The 17,973-nt window shown below is 67.4% G+C and carries 16 protein-coding genes and 1 pseudogene; 16 read left to right on the top strand and 1 reads right to left on the bottom strand.

The features are described from left to right. Nucleotides 1-41: 41 nt before the first annotated feature. The 5 genes and pseudogenes from VFE83_RS15680 to VFE83_RS15660 form a co-directional block, all read left to right on the top strand. A pseudogene (locus tag VFE83_RS15680) lies at nt 42-593 on the top strand (ATP-binding cassette domain-containing protein); the annotation flags it as partial. A 189-nt stretch (nt 594-782) separates the two neighbouring features. Next, the gene (locus VFE83_RS15675; protein WP_324907843.1) at nt 783-1,562 is read left to right on the top strand and encodes an ABC transporter ATP-binding protein; all 780 of its coding nucleotides are present in this window, start codon (nt 783-785) and stop codon (nt 1,560-1,562) included. Continuing rightward, complete coding sequence (locus VFE83_RS15670; protein WP_414674767.1) at nt 1,559-2,605, top strand: hypothetical protein; 1,047 nt, start codon at nt 1,559-1,561, stop codon at nt 2,603-2,605. Before VFE83_RS15675 ends, VFE83_RS15670 begins: the two co-directional genes overlap by 4 nt. Before the next feature lie 197 nt (nt 2,606-2,802). Continuing rightward, nucleotides 2,803-3,639: a DUF4097 family beta strand repeat-containing protein gene (locus VFE83_RS15665; RefSeq protein ID WP_324907834.1), complete on the top strand. Its 837-nt coding sequence runs from the start codon at nt 2,803-2,805 to the stop codon at nt 3,637-3,639. A 24-nt stretch (nt 3,640-3,663) separates the two neighbouring features. Then, nucleotides 3,664-4,347: a hypothetical protein gene (locus VFE83_RS15660; protein WP_324907832.1), complete on the top strand. Its 684-nt coding sequence runs from the start codon at nt 3,664-3,666 to the stop codon at nt 4,345-4,347. An 82-nt stretch (nt 4,348-4,429) separates the two neighbouring features. Here the strand turns inward: VFE83_RS15660 and VFE83_RS15655 are convergent, their stop codons facing one another. Beyond that, complete coding sequence (locus VFE83_RS15655; RefSeq protein WP_324907830.1) at nt 4,430-5,854, bottom strand: class II fumarate hydratase; 1,425 nt, start codon at nt 5,852-5,854, stop codon at nt 4,430-4,432. A 128-nt stretch (nt 5,855-5,982) separates the two neighbouring features. Between VFE83_RS15655 and purB the strand changes: the two genes are divergently transcribed. The 11 genes from purB (at nt 5,983) to VFE83_RS15600 (ending at nt 17,971) form a co-directional block, all read left to right on the top strand. Then, complete coding sequence (gene purB / locus VFE83_RS15650) at nt 5,983-7,353, top strand: adenylosuccinate lyase (protein WP_324907828.1); 1,371 nt, start codon at nt 5,983-5,985, stop codon at nt 7,351-7,353. A gap of 91 nt (nt 7,354-7,444) precedes the next feature. Beyond that, a complete protein-coding gene (locus VFE83_RS15645; protein WP_324907826.1) occupies nt 7,445-7,816 on the top strand; it encodes a hypothetical protein in 372 nt (123 codons plus the stop codon). 17 nt (nt 7,817-7,833) lie between these two features. Beyond that, nucleotides 7,834-8,238, top strand: a complete 405-nt coding sequence (locus VFE83_RS15640; protein WP_324907824.1) for a VOC family protein — start codon at nt 7,834-7,836, stop codon at nt 8,236-8,238. Beyond that, the gene (locus tag VFE83_RS15635; RefSeq protein WP_324907822.1) at nt 8,235-8,633 is read left to right on the top strand and encodes a VOC family protein; all 399 of its coding nucleotides are present in this window, start codon (nt 8,235-8,237) and stop codon (nt 8,631-8,633) included. Before VFE83_RS15640 ends, VFE83_RS15635 begins: the two co-directional genes overlap by 4 nt. 107 nt (nt 8,634-8,740) lie before the next feature. After that, the gene (locus VFE83_RS15630) at nt 8,741-9,904 is read left to right on the top strand and encodes a cupin domain-containing protein (protein ID WP_324907838.1); all 1,164 of its coding nucleotides are present in this window, start codon (nt 8,741-8,743) and stop codon (nt 9,902-9,904) included. After that, complete coding sequence (locus tag VFE83_RS15625) at nt 9,901-10,806, top strand: GNAT family N-acetyltransferase (RefSeq protein WP_324907820.1); 906 nt, start codon at nt 9,901-9,903, stop codon at nt 10,804-10,806. The genes VFE83_RS15630 and VFE83_RS15625 overlap by 4 nt, the downstream gene beginning before the upstream one ends. Nucleotides 10,807-11,035: 229 nt before the next feature. Further along, a complete protein-coding gene (locus tag VFE83_RS15620) occupies nt 11,036-13,867 on the top strand; it encodes a 2-oxoglutarate dehydrogenase E1 component (RefSeq protein WP_324907818.1) in 2,832 nt (943 codons plus the stop codon). A 73-nt stretch (nt 13,868-13,940) separates the two neighbouring features. Beyond that, nucleotides 13,941-15,173 carry a dihydrolipoyllysine-residue succinyltransferase gene (gene sucB / locus VFE83_RS15615; protein ID WP_324907816.1) on the top strand — a complete coding sequence of 411 codons (1,233 nt, stop codon included), beginning with the start codon at nt 13,941-13,943 and terminating at the stop codon, nt 15,171-15,173. Nucleotides 15,174-15,271: 98 nt separating this feature from the next. Continuing rightward, nucleotides 15,272-16,714, top strand: a complete 1,443-nt coding sequence (lpdA, locus tag VFE83_RS15610) for a dihydrolipoyl dehydrogenase (RefSeq protein ID WP_324907814.1) — start codon at nt 15,272-15,274, stop codon at nt 16,712-16,714. Nucleotides 16,715-16,863: 149 nt separating this feature from the next. Continuing rightward, entirely contained in the window at nt 16,864-17,457 is a 594-nt protein-coding gene (locus VFE83_RS15605) for a TIGR00730 family Rossman fold protein (RefSeq protein WP_324907812.1), read from the top strand. Between the two features lie 187 nt (nt 17,458-17,644). Then, on the top strand, nt 17,645-17,971 hold the full coding sequence (locus tag VFE83_RS15600; RefSeq protein ID WP_324907810.1) for a GIY-YIG nuclease family protein: 327 nt from the start codon (nt 17,645-17,647) through the stop codon (nt 17,969-17,971). Nucleotides 17,972-17,973: the final 2 nt, after the last annotated feature.

Below are 17,973 nucleotides of genomic sequence, written 5' to 3'. Positions count from 1 at the left end.
TGAAGATCCTGGACAAGCGCATCGCCCCCGACGACGGCCAGGTGCAGAGCCTGAACGGCCTGAAGGTCGCCACCGTGGAGCAGGAGCCCGAGCTGGACCCCGGCCAGAGCATCTACGACATTCTCTGCGGCGACCTGACCGAGACCGAGGACTGGCAGCGGCCCGCGCGGGTCAACGCCCTGGTCGACAAGCTGGGCCTGGACCCGCAGGCGCCGGCCGGCAGCCTATCCGGCGGCCAGCGCAAGCGCGTCGCGCTGGCGCGCGCCGTGGTCGAGGAACCCGACCTGCTGCTGCTGGACGAACCCACCAACCACCTGGACTTCGACGGCATCCTCTGGCTGGAACAGCTGTTGCTGGGCTTCAAGGGCAGCGCCGTGATCATCACGCACGACCGGCGCTTCCTGGACGCCGTGGCCACGCGCATCGTGGAACTGGACCGCGGCAAGCTGTTCAGCTTCCCGGGCAATTTCAGCGAATGGCAGACCCGCAAGGCTGAATGGCTGGAGGCGGAGAAACAACAGAGCGCCAAGTTCGACAAGTTTCTGGCGCAGGAAGAAGTCTGGATACGCAAGGGCGTGGAAGCGCGCCGTACGCGCAACGAAGGCCGGGTGCGCCGCCTGGAGCGGCTGCGGGTGGAGCGCGCCGAACGGCGCGAGCGCTCGGGCGACGTCAAGTTCGCCCTGGCCGAGGGCCAGCGCTCGGGCAAGCTCGTGGCCGAGCTCCAGCACGTGTCCCACGGCTACGACGACCGGATCCTCATACGCGACTTCTCCACCTTGCTGATGCGCGGCGACCGCATCGGCCTGATCGGCCCCAACGGCGCCGGCAAGACGACCGCGCTGAAGGCCATCCTCGGGCTGATCCCGTTCGACGGCGAACTGCGCGTGCTGGGTCGCGATCCGCGCACCGAACGCGACGAGCTGATGCGCGATGTGTGCTTCATCGCCGACGTCGCGGTGCTGCCGCGCTGGATCCGGGTGCGCGAGGCGATCGAATTCGTCGCCGGCGTGCATCCGCGCTTCGACCGCGCCAAGTGCGAGCGCTTCCTCGCCCACACCCAACTCAAGCCGCAGATGCGCGTGCGCGAGCTGTCCAAGGGCATGATCGTGCAGTTGCACCTCGCGCTGGTGATGGCCATCGACGCACGCCTGCTGGTGCTGGACGAACCCACGCTGGGCCTGGACATCCTCTACCGCAAGCAGTTCTACCAGCGCCTGCTGGAAGACTACTTCGACGAGGAGAAGACCATCCTGGTCACCACGCACCAGGTCGAGGAGATCGAACACATCCTCACCGACGTGATGTTCATCCGCGACGGCAAGGTCGTGCTGAACAACGACATGGAAACCTTGGGCGACCGCTTCACCGAGGTAATGGTCAACGGCGAGAAGACGGCCGATGCACGCGCGCTCAAGCCGATCGACGAACGCGCCCTGCCCTTCGGCAAGACCGTGATGCTGTTCGACGGCGTGCCGCGCGAGCACCTGGCCGGGCTGGGCGAGACCCGCACGCCGGGCCTGGCCGACCTGTTCGTCGCCACCATGAAGGGGACCTACGCATGAACGCGATCAACGAATCCCTGCCGCGCACCGTCGCCACGTCGCACCCCACGCATACGTACGGCATGCTGCTCAAGCGCGAATTCTGGGAGCACAAGGGCGGCTTCTTCTGGGCACCGCTGATGGCCGGCGGCATCCTCCTGCTGCTCACGCTGATGGGCATCGGTGCCGGCGAGGTACTGCTGCGCAAGGTGCCGGACCGCGCGACCATCAACGTCGAAGGCGGCAGCTTCCAGGTCAACGGACTGGACCTGTCGCAGCTCACGGCCAACATGAGCCCCGACGAGTTGCGCGAGTTCGGCGGCGTGATCGACGCCAGCCTGTACATGAGCGCCAGTTGGCCCTTCATCGTGCTGGCCTTCGTGGTGTTCTTCTACTGCCTGGGCAGCCTGTACGACGACCGCCGCGACCGCAGCGTGCTGTTCTGGAAGTCGCTGCCCATCTCCGACCGCGACACGGTGCTGTCCAAGGTCATCAGCGCCACGCTGATGGCGCCCGCCATCGCGGCCATCGCAGCGGTGCTCACGGTGTTCGGCTCGATGATCCTGTACAGCCTGATGGTGCTGATGCACGGCGGCAACCCGATCACGATGCTGTGGGGCCCGGCGAGCCCGCTGAAAGTGAGCGCGCACCTGATCGCGTCGCTGCCGATCTACGCACTGTGGGCGCTGCCGACGGTGGGCTGGCTGATGCTCTGCTCTGCATGGGCCAAGAGCAAGCCGTTCCTGTGGGCGATCATGATCCCGATCTTCGCCGGCATCTTCGTCAGCTGGTTCGACCTGATGCAGCTGTTCGACCTGGGCAGCGGCTGGTTCTGGCAGAACGTCGTCGCCCGCAGCCTGCTGAGCGTGGTGCCGGGCACGTGGTTCGACGTGGCGAACGTCGGCGGCATCGATGTCGACGGCCCGCAGGCGATCCACTCGGTGCTGAGCCTGCGCACGATGTACTCGGTGCTCGCCACGCCGCAGCTGTGGGTCGGCGCGGTCGCCGGTGCGGCGATGATCTTCGGCGCCATCCGCCTCCGCCGTTGGCGGGATGAGGGATGAGGCACGCCGCTTGCGCGGCACTGCCGCGCGGCGTGCCGAATGCCCGGCCAAGGATGGCCGGGCCGGGCAACCCGGAGCCTGCAGCCCAACGCCAGGACGGCATCAGCTAACTCCAGGGCGCACGCGATATACGCCCACAGACGCAACCAGCCGCACATCACGCGCATCCAAGTAGCACCCAGAACAAGGAGTCACCCATGCGCCATTCGCTGCTCACCCTGACCGCCCTCCCCTTCGCGCTGCTGGCCGGCCAGGCCTTGGCGGCCGATGAGTGCCGCCACACCGCACCGCGCGACCTGCAACTCGACCTGCGCGGCGTCAAGACCGTGATGTTCGACATCGGCCCGCACGATCTGGTGGTGAAGGCCTCACCGGGTGCGAAGGCCGAGGTGAAGGGCAAGGCCTGTGCTTCAAATCCTGATCGGCTGAAGGACCTCACCGTCACCCAGCAGCGTGTCGGCGAGAAGCTGGTGGTCAAGGCCGAGCGCGACGACATCGTGCAGTTCAACTTCGGCGGCAACCACTACGCCTATCTGGTGTTGAACGCGACCGTACCCGACAACGTAATGGTGCAGGTGGACGTAGGTTCCGGCGATGCGCGCGTCGAAGGCGCGTCGGCCATGAGCGCCGACGTGGGCTCCGGCGACGTGGAAGCGCGCAACATCCGCGGCCAGGTCACGGCGGACGTCAACTCCGGCGATATCGAACTGGACACCATCGGTTCGCTGCACGTGCTGTCGGTCGGTTCGGGCGACCTCAACGCGCGGCGCATCAAGGGCAAGGCCGTGATCGGCGACATCGGCTCGGGCAGCGTGGAACTGCGCGATGTCGGCGGCGACGTGACGGTCGAGGAGATCGGCTCCGGCGATCTGCAGGTCAACCAGGTCGGCGGCAACGTCAGCGCGGGCCGGATCGGTTCGGGCGGGCTCGATGCACACGACGTGCGCGGCAGCCTCACCGTGCGCCGCGTCGGCAGTGGCTCCGTCGATCACAGCGGCATCACCGGACGCGTCGACGTCCCCTCGGACGACTGAGTTTTCCCCTTCCAGGAACCTGCCATGACCCTCGCCAAACGCACGCTTGCCCTCGCCGTGGCCCTCGGTGGCATCTCATTGCTGTCCGCCTGCGGCGCGAACACGGGTTCTCCCGGCCAGACCGCCAGCAAGACGGCCTCCTCGGTATCCAGCACGGTGCAGTCGGCCATCGCCGAGGCCCGTGAGGAGATCGCTACCGGCAACATCAGCATCGACAGCGACAACGAGAACGGCCAACGCGTCGAACTGACGCCGAAGGGCGACCTGCTGATCGACGGCAAGGCCGTGCCGGTCACGCCGGAGCAGCGCAGGCTGTTGCTGGATTACCGCGGTCATCTGGTGAAGGTGGCCTACTCCGGCATGGACATCGGCCTGCAGGGCGCGGACCTGGCGACCAAGGCCGTGACCGAGTCGCTCAAGGGCGTCTTTACCGGCAATACCGACGACATCGAAAAGCGCGTGGAGGCCGAGGCGGACAAGATCCGGGTCTCCGCACTGAAGTTGTGCGACCTGTTGCCCGGCATGAAAGCTTCACAGGATCGCCTGGCCGCGGCGCTGCCCGAGTTCAAGCCGTATGCGGACATGACCCAGGCCGACATCGACGAATGCCGCGAGGAAGCCGACGACAAGGGCCGCAGGGCGACGGCGGCCGCGGCGGCGGATGCAGCCCAGGCCGCGAAGGACGCGCAGGCGCCTTCGCAGCAGTAAACCGTGGTGGCGTGCGGGCCGGTGCTGTCGTGGGCACCGGCCCGCGCGTTTTGGCGCGCAACCGTCTTGACCGCGATGGCGATCAACCGCCGCCGCCCGCCCCTTCGTGGATGCCGCCGCGCGTCAGCGCAGCGGGATCGAGCAGACCGCGAAGTTCCTTCGCCGATAGTCCGCTCAGCTCCACCGCCACGTCGAGCACGGGGCGACCTTCCTTGTAGGCCTGCTTTGCGATGGCCGCAGCCTTCTCGTAGCCGATGATCGGATTGAGCGCCGTCACCAGGATCGGATTGCGGTCCAGCGCCTCGCGCACGCGCTCGGGACGCGCCTTCAGTCCGGCGATGGCGTTGTCGGCCAGCAACTGCATGACGTTCGACAGCAGGCGGATCGAGTCGAGCAGGTCGTAGGCGATCAGCGGCAGCATCACGTTGAGCTGGAAATTGCCGCTCTGCCCCGCCACCGTAATTGCGGTGTGGTGGCCCATCACCTGCGCGCAGACCATGCAGGTGGCTTCCGGGATTACCGGATTGACCTTGCCCGGCATGATCGAGCTCCCCGGCTGCAGCGCCGGCAGTTCGATCTCCCCCAGCCCCGCCAGCGGGCCGGAATTCATCCAGCGCAGGTCGTTGGCGATCTTCATCAGCGCCACCGCCAGCGTGCTGAGCTGACCGGACAGTTCCACCGCATCGTCCTGCGAGGCGATGCCTTCGAACTTGTCGTCGGCCGATTCGAACTTGGTGCCGGACAATGTCGACAGCGCGCGCGCCATCGCCTTGCCGAAGCGCGGGTCCGCGTTGATGCCCGTACCGATGGCGGTGCCGCCGATCGGCAGGCGCCGCACGCGCTTCAGCGCGTCCTCGATGCGCGCCTGCGCCGAGGCCAGCTGCGACGCCCAGGCCCCGAATTCCTGCGCGAACGTCAGCGGCATGGCGTCCATCAGATGCGTGCGCCCGGTCTTGGTGACGCGCCCCAGCGCGCGCGCCTGCTTCTCGATGGTGCGACGCAGGTGCCGCAGCGCAGGCAGCAGCTGCTCGACCGTGGCCAGCTGCGCCGACACGCGGATGGCCGTGGGGATGACGTCGTTGGAGCTCTGGCCCAGGTTGACGTGGTCGTTGGGGTGCACCCTGCGCTTGCCGTCCTGCGCGGCAAGCGTGGCGATGACCTCGTTGGCGTTCATGTTGCTGGAGGTGCCCGAGCCGGTCTGGAACACGTCGACCGGGAACTCCCCGTCGTGCTCCCCCTGCGCCACCTTCAGCGCCGCCGCGCGGATGTCGCGCGACACGCCCTTGCCGAGCAGGCCGAAGCCGCCGTTGACCTCGGCCGCGGCTGCCTTGATCAGGCCCAGCGCACGGATGAACTCGCGCGGCATCGGCTGCCCGGAAATCGGGAAGTTCTGCACCGCGCGCTGCGTCTGCGCGCCCCACAGTGCCCGCGCGGGCACCTGCAACTCGCCCATGCTGTCGTGTTCGGTACGAAAGCCGCTGCCGCGGCCGCTGGGCTGCTTCGCCATCGCGCTGTCCTCGGGGGTTGGATGCGCCGAGCTTACGCCGCGGGCGTGGCCGCCGTATCGCGTCGGCCGGGCCGGCCGGGCGGGAGTAGTAGAATCGCGGTTTGCCTTCGCCCCCTGCCGAATCCGCCATGTCCGTAGAAGCCCAGCTGCTCGCCCTGTCTCCGCTCGATGGCCGCTATGCCGGCAAGGTCGATGCGCTCCGCCCGATCTTCTCCGAGTACGGCCTGATCAAGGCGCGCGTGAAGGTGGAAGTGGAATGGCTGCTGGCACTGGCCGACGAACCGAGCATCGTCGAACTCAAGCCGTTCTCCGCGACCGCCGCCGCGCGCCTGCGCGCACTGGCCGAGAACCTGTCGCCGGCCGACGCGGCGCGGGTGAAGGAGATCGAGCGCACCACCAACCACGACGTCAAGGCGGTGGAGTACTTCATCAAGGAGCGCCTGAAGGACGATGCCGAGCTCGGCCCTGCGCTGGAGTTCGTGCACTTTGCCTGCACCTCGGAAGACATCAACAACCTCAGCTACGCGCTGATGCTCAACGAGGCGCGCCAGTTCGTGCTGCTGCCCAAACTCGACGAGCTGATCCAGAAGCTGCGCGCCATGGCGCACGAACATGCGGCGCTGCCGATGCTGTCGCGCACGCACGGCCAGACCGCTTCGCCGACCACGGTGGGCAAGGAAATCGCCAACGTCGTCGCGCGCCTGCAGCGCCAGGGCGAGACGCTGGCCGGCGCGCGCATGCCGGGCAAGATCAACGGCGCCGTGGGCAACTACAACGCCCATGTGGCCGCATATCCGGAAGTGGACTGGCCGGCGTTCTCCGAGCGCTTCGTGCATTCGCTGGGCCTGAACTGGCAGCCGTACACCACGCAGATCGAACCGCACGACGGCATCGCCGAGATCTGCGACGCGCAGCGCCGCATCGACATCATCGCCATCGACCTGTGCCGCGACATCTGGGGCTACATCTCGCTGGGTTATTTCAAGCAGGCCGTGAAGGCCGGCGAAGTGGGCAGCTCGACCATGCCGCACAAGGTCAATCCGATCGACTTCGAGAATGCCGAGGGCAACTTCGGCATCGCCAACGCGCTGTTCGAACACTTCGCCGCCAAGCTGCCCATCAGCCGATGGCAGCGCGACCTGACCGACTCCACCGTGTTGCGTGCACTGGGCACCGCGTTCGGCCACGCGCTGATCGGCTTCGACGCCCTGCAGCGCGGCCTGGGCAAGCTCAGCGCCAATCCGCAGCGCCTGGCGGAAGACCTCGACGCCGCATGGGAAGTGCTGGCCGAGGCCGTGCAGACCGTGATGCGCCGGCATGGGCTGCCCAATCCGTATGAGCAGCTCAAGGCGCTCACGCGTGGCCAGGGCATCACCGAAGCCTCGATGCGCGAGTTCATCGCCTCACTCGAACTGCCCGCGGCCGACAAGCAGCGCCTGATGGAGATGACGCCGGGCAGCTACGTCGGCCTGGCCGAACGGCTGGCGCGGGAAATCTGAGGCAAGCCTGCACGCTCCGGCCACGCGATATGACCGTCGCGTCACGGCATCTGGCCGAGACTCGCGGTCCTGTCCCCACCGGAGCCGTGCCGTGACCATCCGCAATCCGATGACCGAAGTGCTCGAAATCGAACGCGGCTTCTGGAATGCCGCCGGCGACGTCGAGTACTACCGAGAGCACTTCTACGACGACGGCCTGATGCTGCTGCCCGGCGTGCCGCGACCGATGGACAAGGAGGCGGTGCTGTCGTCCGTCACCGGCGCGGAACCGTGGAGCGGATTCGAGATCGAGGACATCGCGTTCTCCGAACCGGCAACCTTCGTGGCCGTGCTGGCCTACCGCGTGTCGGCCACGCGCGCCGATTCACTCAAGCCGTACCGCGCCCTAGTTTCCAGCGTGTACCTGGCGATCGGCACCGACTGGCGCCTGCTCAGCCACCAGCAGACCCCACTCGACCTGTAGCCATTGCTCCGATACCGATGAATCCAGGACACCACATGCAGGGAGATGCACCGGCCGCAGGCATGGGCGACTACGCGCAGGGTGTGATCGAGGTGGTGGGACCGGACATCGAGGCGTCGCTGGTGTTCTACCGCGCGCTCGGGTTCGAGGTGGCACGGCGCACGGGCGGCTTCGCCGTACTGCATCGCCAGGGTCAGCGGCTGTTCGTGGCAGAGGACGCGAACGCACCGACTGCGCCGCGCTGGATCAGCTTGCGGCTGATGACCAGCGACGTGGATGCCTTGCACGACGAACTGCGCGATCGCGGCGTTACCATCGTCCACCCGCTCGGCGACCGGCCGTACGGCCTGCGCGAGTTCGTGGTGCGCGACCCCAACGGCCTGGACATCCGCTTCTCGCAACCGTCGCCTTCCGTGCCATGAAGCTGCTGGTCAACATCGACGTGCCGCACCTGGCGAAGGCCGAGGCGTTCTACACCGCCGCCTTCGGGCTGACGCCGGCACGCCGTTTCGGACCCGATGTCGTGGAACTGCTCGGCTTCGAATCCCCGCTTTACCTGTTGCGCAAGGACGCCGGCTCCGCCGGGACCGCAACATCCGCACGCGACTACGCCCGCCACTGGACGCCCGTGCACTGCGACGTGGTGGTGGACGACCTGGACGTCGCACTCGCACGCGCGCTGGCAGCCGGCGCAATCCAGGAAGGCAACATCCGACAGGCCGACTGGGGCCGCATCGTCACCGTCGCCGATCCGTTCGGACACGGCTGGTGCCTGCTGCAGTTCCTCGGCCGAGGTTACGACGAGATCGCCACATGACCCGCAAGACCGCACCAAAGAAAACCAGTGCCGCGAAAGCGTCCACATCGCCCGCACGCCGCGAGCTTCCCTTCGAGATCGATGCGCGCCACCAGCCGCCGCTGGGCATGCCGCCGGACGCCTTCCTGCGCGACTACTGGCACAAGCGCCCGCTGCTGATCCGCAACGCGTTCCCCGGCTTCGAGTCGCCGCTGCAGCCCGAAGACCTGGCCGGGCTCGCCTGCGAGGAAGGCGCGCTGTCGCGCATCGTGATGCACGACCGCGTCAACGACCGCTGGACGTTGCGCCAGGGCCCGTTCGAGGAGGACGAGTTCCCCCGCATGCCACACCAGGACTGGACGCTGCTGGTCCAGGACATGGACAAGTGGGATGCCGACGTCGGTGCGCTGCTGGAGCATTTCGCGTTCCTGCCGCGTTGGCGCATCGACGACATCATGATTTCCTTCGCCGCGCCGGGCGGCTCGGTCGGCCCGCACACCGACCATTACGACGTGTTCCTGCTGCAGGCGCAGGGCCACCGTCGCTGGCAGATCGACGCCAGCCTGGCGATGGGCCGCCCCGCCCCGTCGCAGAAGTTCCGTCCTGACGTCGAACTCAAGCTGCTGCGCGAGTTCACGCCCACCCACGACTGGGTGCTCGGCCCGGGCGACATGCTGTACCTGCCGCCGAGCGTGCCGCACAACGGCGTGGCCGAAGACGCCTGCCTGACCTTTTCGGTCGGCATGCGCGCGCCCGCCGCGGCGGAACTGCTGGGCGATTTCGTGGACACGCTCGCAGCGGACGCCGACGAGGCATTGCGCTACGCCGACCCCGACCTGTCCGCGGCGGCCGACCCCGCCGAGATCGACGCGGCGGCGATGAATCGCGCGGTGGAAGCACTGAATCTGCTGCGCATGAACGACCCCGATCGCCTGGGCGACTGGTTCGGACGCTTCATGACGGTCTACCGCGCCGCGGGCGAAGTGCATCCGGGCGAGGACAACCGTTCGCGCATCGAGATCGAATGGGACCTGCAACAGGGCGCCAGCCTGCAGCGCCATCCGTGGTCGCGCATGGCGTGGCGCCGCGCGCATCGCAAGGGCGAGCCCGCGCGCCTGTACGTGAGCGGCCACGACTACGCGCTACCCGCCGGCGACGCATCGCTCATCGCCAATTCGCCGGTGCTGGACGGAGAGGCCTATGCCGGGCTGTCGGAAGACGGACGCGACTGCGTCATCGCCCTGCTCCAGGCCGGCCACTACCGCCTCACGCTGGCGGACGAAGAGGAATGAACGCCACGCCGGCCTTCCGGGTCGAACCGGTGGCGTTCCACGATGCCCTGGCCGACCTGCGCGCTGTCCGCGACGAGGTGTTCGTGCGCGAGCAGAACGTGCCGGTCGAGATCGAGCGCGACGCACTCGACCCGCTGAGCCGGCACGTGATCGCCCGCGATGCGGACGGCCGCGCCATCGGCACGGGCCGGCTTACCCCGGACCAGCGCATCGGCCGCATGGCCGTGCTCGCCGGCTGGCGCAACCGGGGCGTGGGCGAGGCGCTGCTCAAGGCGCTTCTGGAGCAGGCGCGCGAACTGGCCTGGCCGGAAGTGACCCTGCACGCGCAGGTGCCGGCGATTCCCTTCTACGCCCGCCAGGGCTTTCTCCCGTACGGGCCGCGCTTTTCAGAAGCCGGACTCGCGCATCAGTCGATGCGGCTGATGCTGGGCGCGGTGAACCCCGTCGACGGTCGCGCGGCCGGACTGGCGGCGGCGCTCGGCGTGGCCAAGGGTGCGCGGCGGCAAATGCTCGTTTACACGCGCGACCTCGACCCCGGTCTGCTGGACCAGCCCGAGGCCGTGGCAGCCCTGCGGCGCTTCGCTTTGGGCGGCGGCGAGGTCCGCGTCCTCCTGCACGACCCGGCATCGCCGCAGCGCGCCATCGCGCCCCTGCTCGGCCTGGGCCAGCGGCTGACCAGCGCGTTCCAGTTCCGCGCCATCGAGGAGCCGGTCGACCGCGACTACGCGTCCGCCTACGTCGCCAACGACACGTCCGGCTGGTACTTCCGGCCCCTTGGGCATCGCTTCGATGGCGAGACGCGGCTGGACGACGGGGCACGTGCCCGCCAGCTGCGGGCCCATTTCGAACCGGTCTGGGAGCGTGCGCGCCCCTGCACCGAGTTCCGTGCGCTGGGGCTGTGAACCGGCGCGCCCCGGCCCTCGGACTTGAAGCGCGGGCCAGCGACCCAACGCTATTGGCACGCGCGCGCGATGCCCGCTTTTCGGCATCGGGCGATGTTCCGTTTCGACGTAAGTGTTAGCCGTTTGCCGCCAGCCAAGGGCTATAATTCCGAATCTTGGCGCCTGAATAGCCGCAACGCGTGCATCCAGGCCTCTCCGCCTTCTCCCACCGAGTTTCCCGATCGCCATCGTGGACAGTCTCCTGAAGCAGTTCTCCCAGTCCTCCCAGCTCGGCGCCAATGCCGCTTTCGTCGAAGACCTGTACGAGCAGTACCTGGTTTCTCCGGACAGTGTCGATCCCAAATGGAAGGCGTATTTCGACGGCTTCAAGGGCCGCGAGGCGGGGGACGTCCCGCATTCGGCCGTCATCGAACAGATCGCGCAGGCCGGCCGCCAGGCCGTCCGTGGCATGGTCACGGTGGCCGCGGGCGCTGGCGACGAGCGTGAACGCCACATCGGCCGGCTGATCACCGCCTACCGATCGCGCGGCCACCTGGGCGCCGACATCGACCCGCTGGGTCTGTGGCAGAAGCCTGAAGCGCCCGACCTCGACCTGGCCTTCCACAACCTCTCCAGCAGCGACCTCAACGCCGAGTTCAGCACCGGCGGGGTGGGCGGCAACGACCGCATGAAGCTGGGCGACCTGCTTTCGCTGCTCAAGGCCACCTACACCGGCCCGATCGGCGCCGAGTTCATGCACATCGCCGACGCCGAGCAGCGTCGCTGGATCTACGAGCGCCTGGAAAAGGCCGGCGGCAAGTTCGGCCGCACCGCCGAGGACAAGAAGCGCATCCTCGAGCGCCTGACCGCCGCGGACGGCCTGGAGCGCTACCTGGGCACCAAGTACGTCGGCCAGAAGCGCTTCTCGCTGGAAGGCGGCGACGCGCTGATCCCGCTGATGGACACCACCATCCGCCGCGCCGGCGAACAGGGTGCCAAGGACGTCGTCATCGGCATGGCCCACCGCGGCCGCCTCAACGTCCTGATCAACACCCTCGGCAAGCCCCCGCGCCACCTGTTCGACGAGTTCGAAGGCAAGTTCGAGCACGTCCACAGCGACCTCGCCCACCAGGGCGACGTGAAGTACCACATGGGCTTCTCGGCCGACGTCGCCACTCCGGGCGGCCCGGTGCACCTGGCGCTGGCGTTCAACCCGTCGCACCTGGAAATCGTCGACCCGGTGGTCGCCGGCTCCGTACGTTCGCGCCAGACCCGCCGCGGCGACAAGGGCGCGCAGCAGGTGCTGCCGATCCTGATCCACGGCGACGCCGCTTTCGCGGGCCAGGGCGTGGTGATGGAGCTGTTCCAGATGTCGCAGGCACGCGGCTTCCGCGTCGGCGGCACGCTGCACATCGTCATCAACAACCAGGTGGGCTTCACCACCAGCGCCATGCAGGACGCGCGCTCGACGCTGTACTGCACCGACGTGGCCAAGATGGTCGGTGCGCCGGTCCTGCACGTGAACGGCGACAACCCGGAAGCGGTAGTGTTCTGCGCCGAGCTGGCGCTGGACTTCCGCAACCGGTTCGGCAAGGACGTGGTCATCGACCTGGTCTGCTACCGCCGCCACGGCCACAACGAGGCCGACGAGCCGGCGGCGACGCAGCCGGTCATGTACCAGGTCATCCGCAAGCACAAGACGCCGCGCGAGCTGTACGCCGCGCAGCTGGTGGCCGAAGGCACGCTGGCCGAGGCCGACGCACAGGCGCTGGTCGACGGCTATCGCCAGAAGCTCGACGACGGCACCGTCACCACCGAGGTGGTCGAGGTCAAGCCGGACGAGTTCACCATCGACTGGTCGAAGTACCTGTCCGGCAAGCTCAGCGACGCGGTCGATACGACCTTCGACCGCAAGAAGCTGGACAAGCTGGCCACCGTCATCAACGACGTGCCGGCCGATCTCAAGCTGCATCCGCGCGTGGCCAAGATCTACGAGGACCGCCGCAAGATGGCCGCCGGCGAGCAGCCGGGCGACTGGGGCTTCGCCGAGAACCTCGCCTACGCCACCCTGCTGGACGAAGGCTACAAGCTGCGCCTGGTCGGCCAGGACTGCGGCCGCGGTACGTTCTTCCATCGCCACGCGATCCTGCACGAGCAGAGCAACGACGAGTACGTCCTGCCGCTGCGTCGCCTGGTCAAGAACCCGTCCGACGTCACCATCATCGACTCGCTGCTCAGCGAGGAGGCGGTGATGGGCTTCGAGTACGGCTACGCCACCGCCGATCCCATGACGCTGGACATCTGGGAAGCCCAGTTCGGCGACTTCGCCAACGGCGCGCAGGTGGTCATCGACCAGTTCCTGTCGTCGGGCGAGGCCAAGTGGGGTCGCCTGTGCGGCCTGGCGCTGTTCCTGCCGCACGGCTACGAAGGCCAGGGCCCGGAGCACAGCTCCGCGCGCCTGGAGCGTTTCCTGCAGTTGTGCGCGCTGGAGAACATGATCGTCTGCACGCCGACCACGCCGGCGCAGGCATACCACATGATCCGCCGCCAGATGCGCATGACCACGCGTAAGCCGCTGGTGGTGATGACGCCCAAGTCGCTGCTGCGCCACAAGCTGGCCGTGTCGAGCCTGGACGAACTGGCCAAGGGCGAGTTCCAGCACCTGATTCCCGATGCGTCGGCCGACGTGAAGAAGGTCAAGCGCGTCGTCGTCTGCGGCGGCAAGGTCTACTACGACCTGCTGGAAGAGCAGCAGAAGCAGGGCATCGACAACGTGGCCATCCTGCGCGTCGAACAGCTGTATCCGTTCCCGCGCGCGCTGCTCACGGCCGAACTCAAGCGCTTCAAGAACGCCACCGACGTGGTCTGGTGCCAGGAAGAGCCGCAGAACCAGGGTGCGTGGTACCAGATCCGCCACCACCTGACCGCCTGCCTGCAGTCCGGCCAGACGCTGCATTACGCCGGACGCGCCCGCTCGCCCTCGCCGGCCGCCGGCCACCTCGCCGACCACGTCGCCGAGCAGACTGCGCTGGTCGCCGATGCGCTGAAGAATCCGCTGCGCGGCGAGATCACGGCCGAATGAACACGGCCCGCTAACCGCCGCCGCCCACACTAGCCCCCGACACACCGATCAAGTCATCCAGGATGCCCGCCCCATGAGCACCGAGATCAAAGTTCCCGTTCTGCCCGAATCCGTCTCCGACGCAACCATCGCGACCTGGCACAAGAAGGTCGGTGACGCGGTCAAGCGCGACGAGAACATCGTCGACCTGGAGACCGACAAGGTCGTGCTCGAGGTGCCCTCGCCGGTCGACGGCGTGATCAAGGAAATCAAGTTCAAGGAAGGCGACACCGTGACCAGCCAGCAGCTGATCGCCGTCGTCGAGGAAGGCGCCACCGCCGCTGCGCCCGCCCCGGAAGCCAAGGCCGACAAGGCCGCGGCCCTGGACGCCAAGAACGTCGCAGCCACCACCGCCGAAGCCCAGCCGGTGACCCCGAAGGCCGCCGCGACCGAAGCCACCAAGGCCGCCGGTGGCGTCGACCAGTTGCCGCCGGGCGCGCGCTTCACCGCCGTGACCCAGGGCATCGATCCGTCGCAGGTGGAAGGCACCGGCCGTCGCGGCGCCGTGACCAAGGAAGACCTGGTCAACTACGCCGCGGGCAAGACCGGCGGCGTGGCCGGCGGCGCGCGTCCGGAAGAGCGCGTGCCGATGACCCGCATCCGCGCCCGCATCGCCGAGCGCCTGATGCAGTCCAAGAACTCCATCGCCATGCTCACCTCGTTCAACGAGGTCAACCTGGGCAAGGTCATGGCCATGCGCAAGGAGCTGGGTGAGCAGTTCGAGAAGGCCAACGGCATCAAGCTGGGCTTCATGAGCTTCTTCGCGAAGGCCGCCGCCAACGCGCTGCAGAAGCACCCGGTGGTCAACGCTTCCGTCGACGGCAACGACATCATCTACCACGGCTACGCCGACATCTCGATCGCCGTCTCCACCGACAAGGGCCTGGTCACGCCGGTGCTGCGCAACGTGGAGCGCATGGGGTTCGCCGACATCGAGAAGGGCATCGCCGAGTACGCCAAGAAGGCGCGCGACGGCAAGCTGGGCCTGGACGACCTGCAAGGCGGCACCTTCACCATCACCAACGGCGGTACCTTCGGCTCGCTGATGTCCACGCCGATCGTCAACCCGCCGCAGAGCGCGATCCTGGGCATGCACGCCATCAAGGAACGCGCCATCGTCGAGAACGGCCAGGTCGTCGCCGCGCCGATGATGTACATCGCGCTGTCCTACGACCATCGCATCATCGACGGCAAGGACGCGGTGCTGTTCCTGGTCGACATCAAGAACCAGCTCGAGAATCCGCACCGCATGCTGCTGGGCATGTGAGGAACCGGGAATCGGGAATGGGGAATCGGGAATAACAGCCCGCCCCGTTCCCGCCCTTCCGATTCCCTATTTCCCATTCCCCATTCCCGAGAAAAGCAATGAGCGAACAGCAGCAATTCGACGTAGTCGTCATCGGCGCCGGCCCGGCCGGTTACCACGCGGCCATCCGCGCCGCGCAGCTCGGCCTGAAGACCGCGTGCATCGACGCCGCGCTTGGCAAGGACGGCAAGCCCGCGCTGGGCGGCACCTGCCTGCGCGTGGGCTGCATTCCGTCCAAGGCGCTACTCGATTCGTCGCGCCAGTTCTGGAACATGGGCCACCTGTTCGGCGAGCACGGCATCAGCTTCAAGGACGCCAGGATCGACGTCGAGGCGATGATCGGCCGCAAGGACAAGATCGTGAAGCAGTTCACCGGCGGCATCGCGATGCTGTTCAAGGCGAACAAGGTCACGCCGTTCTACGGTTTCGGCCAGCTCCAGCCGGGCAACGTCGTCAAGGTCAAGCAGCACGACGGTTCCGAGGTCGAGCTCAAGGGCACCAACGTCATCATCGCCGCGGGTTCCGACTCGATCGAACTGCCCTTCGCCAAGTTCGACGGCGAGAACATCGTCGACAACGTCGGCGCGCTGGACTTCACCGCCGTGCCCAAGCGCCTGGGCGTGATCGGCGCGGGCGTGATCGGCCTGGAACTGGGCAGCGTGTGGAAGCGCCTGGGCGCCGAGGTCACCGTGCTCGAGGCCCTGCCCGACTTCCTCGCCGCGGCCGACGCCGAAGTCGCCAAGACCGCCGCCAAGGAGTTCAAGAAGCAGCGTCTGGATATCAAGCTCGGCGCGAAGGTCAGCAATGCCGAAGTGAAGGGCAAGGGCAAGTCCAAGGAAGTCCACGTCACCTATACCAATGCCGAAGGCGAGCAGACGCTGGTCGTCGACAAGCTGCTGGTGGCCGTCGGCCGTCGTGCCGCGACCAAGGGCCTGCTGGCCGAAGGCACCGGCGTGAAGCTGGACCAGCGCGGCATGGTAGAGGTGGACGAGCATTGCCACACCGGCGTCGACGGCGTCTGGGCCGTGGGTGACTGCGTGCGCGGCCCGATGCTGGCGCACAAGGGCTTCGAGGAAGGCATCGCCGTGGCTGAGCTGATCGCCGGCCTGCCGGGCCATGTCAACTTCGACACGATTCCGTGGGTCATCTACACCGAGCCGGAAATCGCCTGGGTCGGCAAGACCGAGCAGCAACTCAAGGCGGACGGCACGCCGTACAAGGTGGGCACCTTCCCGTTCGCGGCCATCGGTCGCGCAGTGGCCATGGGCGAGCCGGCCGGCTTCGTCAAGGTCATCGCGCATGAGGAAACCGATCGCGTGCTTGGCCTGCACCTGGTCGGCGTGGGCGTGTCCGAACTCGTGCACGAAGGCGTGCTGACCATGGAGTTCAAGGGTTCGGCCGACGACCTCGCCCGCATCTGCCACGCGCACCCGACGCTGTCCGAAGCGGTACACGACGCCGCGATGGCCGTCGCCAAACGCTCGATCCACAAGGCGAACTGATCTTCGGGTTTCGCGATTCGGGATTGGGGATTCGTAAAAGCGAAGACGCCAGCCGCCCGATCGCATCCCATGCCACGCAAACGCCGGGCCCATGCCCGGCGTTTGCATTTCCGAACTCCGAATCTCCAATCCTGCATCCCGGCTATCCGATGAAATCCGTCTGCGTCTATTGCGGTTCCAACTCCGGCTCGAAGCCGATCTACACCGAACGCGCGATCGCGCTGGGCACGCGTCTGGCGAAGGACGGCGTGACGCTGGTCTACGGCGGCGGCAACGTCGGCCTGATGGGCGTGGTGGCCGATTCCGTGCTCGCCGCGGGAGGCGAAGTGGTCGGCGTGATCCCCGAGCAACTGGTCAACTGGGAAGTCGCGCACAAGGGCGTCACGCGCCTGGAAGTCGTCGGCTCCATGCACGAGCGCAAGGCGCGCATGTTCGACCTCTCCGACGGCTTCATCGCCCTGCCCGGCGGCTTCGGCACGCTGGACGAGATGTTCGAGATGCTGACCTGGCGCCAGCTCGGCATTGGCGACAAGCCGTGCGCGTTCCTCGACGTCGACGGCTTCTATTCGCCGCTCATGGGCATGCTCGACCGCATGGTCGCCGAACGCTTCCTGCACCCCGACCAGCGCGACGACCTTTGGCACGGCGACGACCTCGACGCGATGCTGGCATGGATGCGCGCTTACCAGCCGGCCCACGCCGACAAATGGATGGACGAGAAGCGGCGCAAGGCGATGCGGTGATTCCACCACCGGCACACCGGGTACACGCCACATCGTCGTCCCGGCGAAGGCCGGGATCCAGGCAAGACGCCTTACAGCACACCTGAGCTGATCTCACCACGCGGCATCATCCGATTTCGCGGCGACCCTGCGTCGGGAACGTTGCCAGCCTGGATCCCGGCCTTCGCCGTGATGACGGGACTTCGGAGTGGCCAAGCATCCCTGCGCTTACATCCTTGCGAGTCGGCGCAATGGCACGCTGTACGTTGGAGTCACCACCAACCTGATCCGACGCGTACATGAGCATCGAACCGGTGTGGCAAGCGGCTTCACTCAGCGTTATCACATCCACTCGCTCGTCTGGTTCGAGCAGCACGAATCAATCAAGTCGGCCATCGAACGAGAGAAAGCCATCAAGGAGTGGCGTCGCGCCTGGAAACTGAAGCTCATCGAATCGACCAATCCCCGCTGGCGCGACCTCTACCCGGATATCATCGGGTACGTGCCAACTGGATCCCGGCCTTCGCCGGGATGACG

The organism is Lysobacter sp. (genome assembly GCF_035655815.1).
Classification (GTDB): domain Bacteria; phylum Pseudomonadota; class Gammaproteobacteria; order Xanthomonadales; family Xanthomonadaceae; genus Lysobacter_J.
The sequence above is the reverse complement of the archived record's forward strand: the minus strand, read 5'-3'. Positions and strand labels throughout refer to the sequence as shown.

Coding starts and splice junctions, on each gene's coding strand:
- VFE83_RS15675 (WP_324907843.1), top strand. CDS start 783: ATGCGCGGCGACCGCATCGGCCTGATCGGCCCCAACGGCGCCGGCAAG.
- VFE83_RS15670 (WP_414674767.1), top strand. CDS start 1,559: ATGAACGCGATCAACGAATCCCTGCCGCGCACCGTCGCCACGTCGCAC.
- VFE83_RS15665 (WP_324907834.1), top strand. CDS start 2,803: ATGCGCCATTCGCTGCTCACCCTGACCGCCCTCCCCTTCGCGCTGCTG.
- VFE83_RS15660 (WP_324907832.1), top strand. CDS start 3,664: ATGACCCTCGCCAAACGCACGCTTGCCCTCGCCGTGGCCCTCGGTGGC.
- VFE83_RS15655 (WP_324907830.1), bottom strand. CDS start 5,854: ATGGCGAAGCAGCCCAGCGGCCGCGGCAGCGGCTTTCGTACCGAACAC.
- purB (WP_324907828.1), top strand. CDS start 5,983: ATGTCCGTAGAAGCCCAGCTGCTCGCCCTGTCTCCGCTCGATGGCCGC.
- VFE83_RS15640 (WP_324907824.1), top strand. CDS start 7,834: ATGAATCCAGGACACCACATGCAGGGAGATGCACCGGCCGCAGGCATG.
- VFE83_RS15635 (WP_324907822.1), top strand. CDS start 8,235: ATGAAGCTGCTGGTCAACATCGACGTGCCGCACCTGGCGAAGGCCGAG.
- VFE83_RS15630 (WP_324907838.1), top strand. CDS start 8,741: ATGCCGCCGGACGCCTTCCTGCGCGACTACTGGCACAAGCGCCCGCTG.
- VFE83_RS15625 (WP_324907820.1), top strand. CDS start 9,901: ATGAACGCCACGCCGGCCTTCCGGGTCGAACCGGTGGCGTTCCACGAT.
- sucB (WP_324907816.1), top strand. CDS start 13,941: ATGAGCACCGAGATCAAAGTTCCCGTTCTGCCCGAATCCGTCTCCGAC.
- lpdA (WP_324907814.1), top strand. CDS start 15,272: ATGAGCGAACAGCAGCAATTCGACGTAGTCGTCATCGGCGCCGGCCCG.
- VFE83_RS15605 (WP_324907812.1), top strand. CDS start 16,864: ATGAAATCCGTCTGCGTCTATTGCGGTTCCAACTCCGGCTCGAAGCCG.